A 5,382-nucleotide genomic window follows, 5' to 3' on the forward strand; every position below is an offset into this window, starting at 1 on the left:
TATCATTGCGGTTGAGTGCGAAATGGCAATGCAGCAAAGCGAGCTGATTTTGTACAAAGTCACCGATCGTGGCGATACCATTGAGAGCAGATTGCTTCCGCTGGAGCAGTTCTATTTTGTCCAGACCGAAGAGGATGTCAGAAAGTTACATGCTAAGCGGACTGGAGATGTCTACGCCGAGCTGAAAGACGAAGGTCATTTCATCACGTTCACCGATCCATTGATATACGGAAGCATCAGCTATACCGGTAAAAACAAGAATAGAGTTGTTATCGAAAAACGCTACCGAGGCGTGGGTGGCTGCGGCCTCCTCACCATCCACGATGTGAGCGGTGACTGCCCCAAGGTAGTGGAGTTCCGGGCCAAGACCTATTGCTCGGCCAACTATGTTCCGCCGGAGAAATGGAAGCTCTACCCGGCCAAGGTGCGCGCCAAATGGCGCGGTGCACCCAATCCCCTGCGGGAAAATTGGAAGAACAAAGATCAGTGCCGTTAACGCAGTTTCCTACCAGCTGCATAATCGTCAAACAGTCCAGTCCACTCTCATGCAAGCAGGTCTTCCTATCGCTGTTCGACGACGGTGATGGGTGTGTTCACAATGCCCGCATAAACGACGATAATCTCCGCTGGAACGTTTCCTTCGTTGATGCCGTAGTGCCACGTGTTCACCACCTCGACGATGGGATCCCCTGCCTTGAGATGCAGTACTTTTCCATCTGCAGTGACGACCGTGAACTGCCCGGTCAGCAGCACGCCGGCATTGATCACCGGATGAGTGTGCGTATCGAGCCTGGTCCCGGGAGGAATGCTGATCCGCAGAATTGTGATCTCGGGCTGGCCTTGCGGGTACTCGGGCAACAAAGCACTATTCCAGCTCCGGGTGGTTTTGACGAGCTGCCTTGTGACGGTCGACGGTGCACTCGCCTGCTGACTGCACTGAACCATGCCGCAGCCGGACTGAAGCAGAAGGACAATCGAAAGCGTTGCGAGGATACGAAAGGGTCGTTGTATCATTGGAGCACCTTTTCTCCTGTTAGATTCTGCGTGTCTGCAGACACAGGCTGATGATGAACAATTGATATCCTGCTTGTCTTTTCGCAGATTCTACAACGACCCGGAGAGAACGACAAGCCCCCTCTTCAGCGCACGAATACAGGGACGCAGCGTGGCTGCTTCTTAGCTTGCTGCTCTCGAATGGCCTTGCGGGCTAGTCCAAGGACAGATATGAAGTCATTTCTGACAAGTCGATCTCTTCTTCGCCGTCCTTGCTGTATTTCAGGACCTTGTTATCGAAATCCCCGGCATCGATTTTCTTCTGGACCCATTTCTTCCACGTCTCTCTCTGTGACGAAGCAATAGCGTTGAAATCTCGCGTCCCGCCAACGCGAGTCAGTGCCTCATCTGTTATCCAGACGCAGTAGTTACATTTCTTCTCCGATTTTTCCGAGACAACGTAGAAATACTGAAAATGCTTACTCTCAGGCTTCAGGCCGTCGCGGATCTCGTACCCTTTGTAGGACCAGTGCTGTTCCATCGTCTTTTCCTTTCTCGCAACAGGTTTAATGCTTCTATCAAAATATAGGAAGGGCGAAGGGAAAAATCCAGGGGGCAACTCGCCAAATAACTCTTGATCGAGGCAGAAGGCCCTGATACGATACGCCATGCCTGTCGCGCCCGTTCCGGACGCCTCTGATGTGATTCACCCACCATATCGCATCATACCGAATATGCAGATTAGCGTTTGTCTGTGGAGTACAGACGTCACTCAGCCTTAACATCGACCCGGAGTTTCAGGCAGTCTACGGGTTTTCATTCGTCATAGCGGCAGAGGTGGTCCTCACAGGCGCAGCGCTCTGCTCGGGTCTTGTTGCCTTGCGCAGGTACCCCTGTGTGGGCTTCGGCATACTCTGGTTTCTCGTCCACACCCTGGCAGTCTACGCAGTAGCAGCCCGCACGGACGTGATCAACGAAAGGCACCTCTACCTGGGAGGCTGGGGACTCTTTCTTCTCTTCGGGATGCTGCTCGGACGCTTGTCTGCTGTGCGGCCGGTGCAAAGCAAGCTCCTGCTGGTATCCGCCTGCTGTATCGCGCTTCGTCTTGCTAGTACAACGCTGGCGCGCAACCGCGCCTATAAAACTGAACTCGCCCTCTGGCAGGATACAATAAAAAAAGTCACCAGACAAAGCGCGGGTACACAACAACCTGGGATATGCGTACTACCTCGCGGGCGACCTCGCAAAAGCAAGGGAGCACTATGCAACGGCATTACAGCTCAACCCGGCATCGGTCGCTTCGCTCAATAATCTTTTGCTGTTGGACAGCTTCTCAGAAGAGAAGCAAGATAGCGACGGCTAACTAACTGCTTCTGCTCATTCACGCAAGATCGAACTTCAACTCGCCGAGTTTCTCAATGCTGCAGGCGACTGTATCGCCAACATTCAGCCACTCCTGCTGTTCTTTAGGTTTACCCACGATGACGCCTTCCGGAGTACCGGTAAAAATAATGTCACCGGGTTTGAGAGTCATGTGGCGAGAAATGAAGCTGACCAGCTGCGGGCTGCTATAGATCATGTCACTCGTGTTCGAGGACTGGCGCGTCTCGCCATTCACCCGACATTCAAGCTTCAGATTGTCCGGATCGACCTGGTCGGCTGTAACGAGATACGGGCCTACGGGAGCGAACTGGTCCGGCGTCTTGCCGATCATCCACTGGCCGCCCGTCTCCAGCTGCAGATCGCGGGCTGAGAAATCGTTTCCGATGGTGTAGCCGGCCACGTAGGAAAGGGCATCGGCCTCGCCTACATTCTTTGCCTCGCGGCCTATCACGATGACCAGCTCGACCTCATAATCGAATTTCTTCGCAACCTCCACCGGCAACCTGACGGTGCCGTTGTGGCAGGCGAGCGCATTGTTGTATTTGTTGAAAAGGATCGGCTGCTTCGGTATCGGGGCTCCGACTTCGGCAGCGTGCCGACGGTAGTTGAGGCCTATGCAGATGATCTTTTCCGGGCGCGTCACAACCGGCCCGTAGGCAATTGTTCCTTCCTTGAAGAATGCTTTTTGTGCGGAGCGCGACGTGAGAGCCGCGGCCACAAGAGCATTCAGCCTTGGTCCTTCCTCGTTCTGAAGCAGGTCGTCTACGGTCGCCGGGGCGCGCATGCGAAGGAGCCTGGCCGCAACCTGCACATCCAGAATACCCTTGTCCGTCTTGACGCCGAGCCGATATTTTTTGTCGCGGCGAATAGTCAGCAGAATCACGCCGCGCGCCATGCCGCGCTCTGTGGCCCGCTTCTTCCCACCCCTCAAGAAATCTCTCCCATCCTCATCCATACCATCCCACCCTGCCCTTTCATGGTGTTTGTGCGAAGCTCGCGTCGTTGAACCTATTGGCAGAATTGGTTCATAAGGTACTCTTCGGCGCTGTCCTGATACACTTTGGTCCACGGGCTCGCTTGAGCAAAATTGCGGGTCATTCCTTCGCGGTAGGTCACACGGACTTCCAGACTGTGGTACCGAGCTTCCCTGCAGTCTATTTCATCGAGCGACACAATTTCTCTCTGCGCTGCCCCGGAGGGAAACTCCCGTTTTTTCCAAATCCGCACGAAGCCTTGCGTTGGAAATACTACGGCAGCCTTGTCGTAGAAGTATTGTATCCGGTTGCCGTCTTCACCTATGCTCGCCCATTTTCTGTCCGCCTCGTCCTGACCGGGGGAAGGTGCCTGCGACGCGCTTTCTGCTCCCTGCTGTCTGGAAGGCGTGAACACGCGTGTGCGTGAAGACTCATTGGCATCGGGGAAATACTGGTCTTTACGCACCCAGGTATATTCCGGTTCGCCAGGGTTGACCATATACTTTACGTTCTTGCCGTAGACATATTCGACTCCATCAACCATGCGCGTATCTCCCGGCCTTGGCCCAGTATCCTGCCGAGCCTGGGCGGGCGCCGCTTTCTGAGTGGATGCCGCTTTGGAAGGCTGGCTCTGGGAATCGCTCTTCGCGCTCTTATTCGCCGGAGCGTGACTGCAGGAGAGGAGAAGTCCAGCGAGAAGAACAAGCGCCAGTTTGCGTGTGCCCTTTTTCAAGCTGCGGGCAAGGCTCAACGAAAGTGGCGGCACGACACTCCTGAGGCCGGCATTTGTGCGGTTGGCTTGATACGTGTTGATCGGCATCTCGCATTCTCCTGTCTTAATAAGATGGCCCTTAAGGCCTGTTGCAGGAACTTCAAATGATTCTAACTCACCATCGTACGGGCTCGCAAGCGGTGGTGGCTTTCTTCCAGTGACAATTAATTTCTTAAGGCCACCCTTCCCTTACGACATTCCTTCAAAAGACTGATCTCCCGGTTCATTTTGGACGCGCAGTCGGGGCAGAACCCATGCGTGATCTCGGGTGAACCGGTTCCGAACAAGTATCTTTCTATCGGATGCCAGGTACCGTCTTCAGACTTGTATTTCTTGCAGCCGCTGCATATCGGGAGCAATGCTTCGAGGCTGTGAATGATTTCTTCCTGTGCACAGCGTGCCTTGATTGTTCTGATGAACCCTGTCACCAGGAAAAGAACGCCCAGCACATCAGCAAATCCTCCAGCGATTGTGATGATCACCGAGTAAGGCTCTCTGGGAAAACCAAGAAGTCGAAAGATGTGCACCGTTGGGTGCTCCACCAACACTTCACAAAGCCTTGCGATGAACAGAAAGACGACGCCTGCGATGATGGGAAGAAGGGATCTGAACTTGCGCCGTTCCCTCCATAAGAGATAGAATACCCACGCAAGCGGAAACAACACGATACTATCTAATGCGGCAACAAAGGCCATACGAACCTCCGCCCCTCCGTCTGCTTAACTATTATTGGAGCAACAGAGCCGGCTCAACAGGCTCATGTCATATACGTTCGGGTAGCGAGCCGCTAAAACCCGTCGGCCGGCCCTCTGCTCCATTACGGCAACCACCTGCCGCGTCAAGTGAATCTCAATCCGTCATGCTGTCTGCCTTGTCTAAAATGCGTATGCTATTGAGGCTCCTGCCCCCACCTCGTTTGTCAGCTGACCTTCGACGGTGAAGAATACTTTTTGGTTCACGATCGGGAACTTCACCCCGAGAAAACCGCCCACGTTATTCTTCTGCTTGATGTCGTCCTGTGGAGCTATGGGGCCGGGGGGAAGCCCGAGTGCTGCCTGATGCCAGAAAAGAGAGTGGTACGGCAGGCTGCTGTCTGCCTGGTGCCAGTAGGCAAAAGGCCCGCCGTAGACCGTCAGAGCACAGCCGCCCACCGGCACCTTGTACTGGGCTGAGATGCCCAGGTTCACGTCCCACTGATTCTTCATGACACCCGTGTGGTCGCCGTACCAGCTCCCCTGCACAAAGGGCCCTATGCCGAAA

Annotated in this window: 8 protein-coding genes; 2 read left to right on the forward strand and 6 right to left on the reverse strand. The window is 54.4% G+C overall.

The features are described 5' to 3' along the window. A partial coding sequence (locus VMT71_14070) for a hypothetical protein (protein HVN25095.1) occupies positions 1 to 496 on the forward strand: 496 nt, incomplete at its 5' end. A gap of 65 nt (positions 497 to 561) precedes the next feature. Here the strand turns inward: VMT71_14070 and VMT71_14075 are convergent. Beyond that, a complete protein-coding gene (locus tag VMT71_14075) occupies positions 562 to 1,014 on the reverse strand; it encodes a cupin domain-containing protein (GenBank protein HVN25096.1) in 453 nt (150 codons plus the stop codon). Positions 1,015 to 1,207: 193 nt separating this feature from the next. After that, positions 1,208 to 1,534 carry a hypothetical protein gene (locus VMT71_14080; GenBank protein HVN25097.1) on the reverse strand — a complete coding sequence of 109 codons (327 nt, stop codon included), beginning with the start codon at positions 1,532 to 1,534 and terminating at the stop codon, positions 1,208 to 1,210. A 296-nt stretch (positions 1,535 to 1,830) separates the two neighbouring features. On the opposite strand from VMT71_14080, the gene VMT71_14085 reads away from it, so the two are divergent. Continuing rightward, positions 1,831 to 2,304 carry a hypothetical protein gene (locus VMT71_14085; protein ID HVN25098.1) on the forward strand — a complete coding sequence of 158 codons (474 nt, stop codon included), beginning with the start codon at positions 1,831 to 1,833 and terminating at the stop codon, positions 2,302 to 2,304. 70 nt (positions 2,305 to 2,374) lie between these two features. Here the strand turns inward: VMT71_14085 and VMT71_14090 are convergent, their stop codons facing one another. From VMT71_14090 to VMT71_14105, 4 genes are all read right to left on the reverse strand, one after another. Further along, positions 2,375 to 3,331 carry a fumarylacetoacetate hydrolase family protein gene (locus VMT71_14090; protein ID HVN25099.1) on the reverse strand — a complete coding sequence of 319 codons (957 nt, stop codon included), beginning with the start codon at positions 3,329 to 3,331 and terminating at the stop codon, positions 2,375 to 2,377. A gap of 53 nt (positions 3,332 to 3,384) precedes the next feature. Beyond that, the gene (locus VMT71_14095; protein HVN25100.1) at positions 3,385 to 4,170 is read right to left on the reverse strand and encodes a hypothetical protein; all 786 of its coding nucleotides are present in this window, start codon (positions 4,168 to 4,170) and stop codon (positions 3,385 to 3,387) included. Positions 4,171 to 4,286: 116 nt separating this feature from the next. Beyond that, positions 4,287 to 4,817: a hypothetical protein gene (locus VMT71_14100; protein HVN25101.1), complete on the reverse strand. Its 531-nt coding sequence runs from the start codon at positions 4,815 to 4,817 to the stop codon at positions 4,287 to 4,289. Positions 4,818 to 4,997: 180 nt separating this feature from the next. After that, on the reverse strand, positions 4,998 to 5,382 hold a 385-nt coding region (locus VMT71_14105; GenBank protein ID HVN25102.1), incomplete at its 5' end, for a hypothetical protein.

It is taken from the genome of Syntrophorhabdales bacterium (assembly GCA_035541455.1).
Lineage (GTDB): Bacteria > Desulfobacterota > Syntrophorhabdia > Syntrophorhabdales > WCHB1-27 > JADGQN01.

Bases quoted from the DNA above. Each gene is read 5' to 3' on its own strand.
- VMT71_14075 (HVN25096.1), bottom strand. From the start codon at position 1,014: ATGATACAACGACCCTTTCGTATCCTCGCAACGCTTTCGATTGTCCTT.
- VMT71_14080 (HVN25097.1), bottom strand. From the start codon at position 1,534: ATGGAACAGCACTGGTCCTACAAAGGGTACGAGATCCGCGACGGCCTG.
- VMT71_14090 (HVN25099.1), bottom strand. From the start codon at position 3,331: ATGGATGAGGATGGGAGAGATTTCTTGAGGGGTGGGAAGAAGCGGGCC.
- VMT71_14095 (HVN25100.1), bottom strand. From the start codon at position 4,170: ATGCCGATCAACACGTATCAAGCCAACCGCACAAATGCCGGCCTCAGG.
- VMT71_14100 (HVN25101.1), bottom strand. From the start codon at position 4,817: ATGGCCTTTGTTGCCGCATTAGATAGTATCGTGTTGTTTCCGCTTGCG.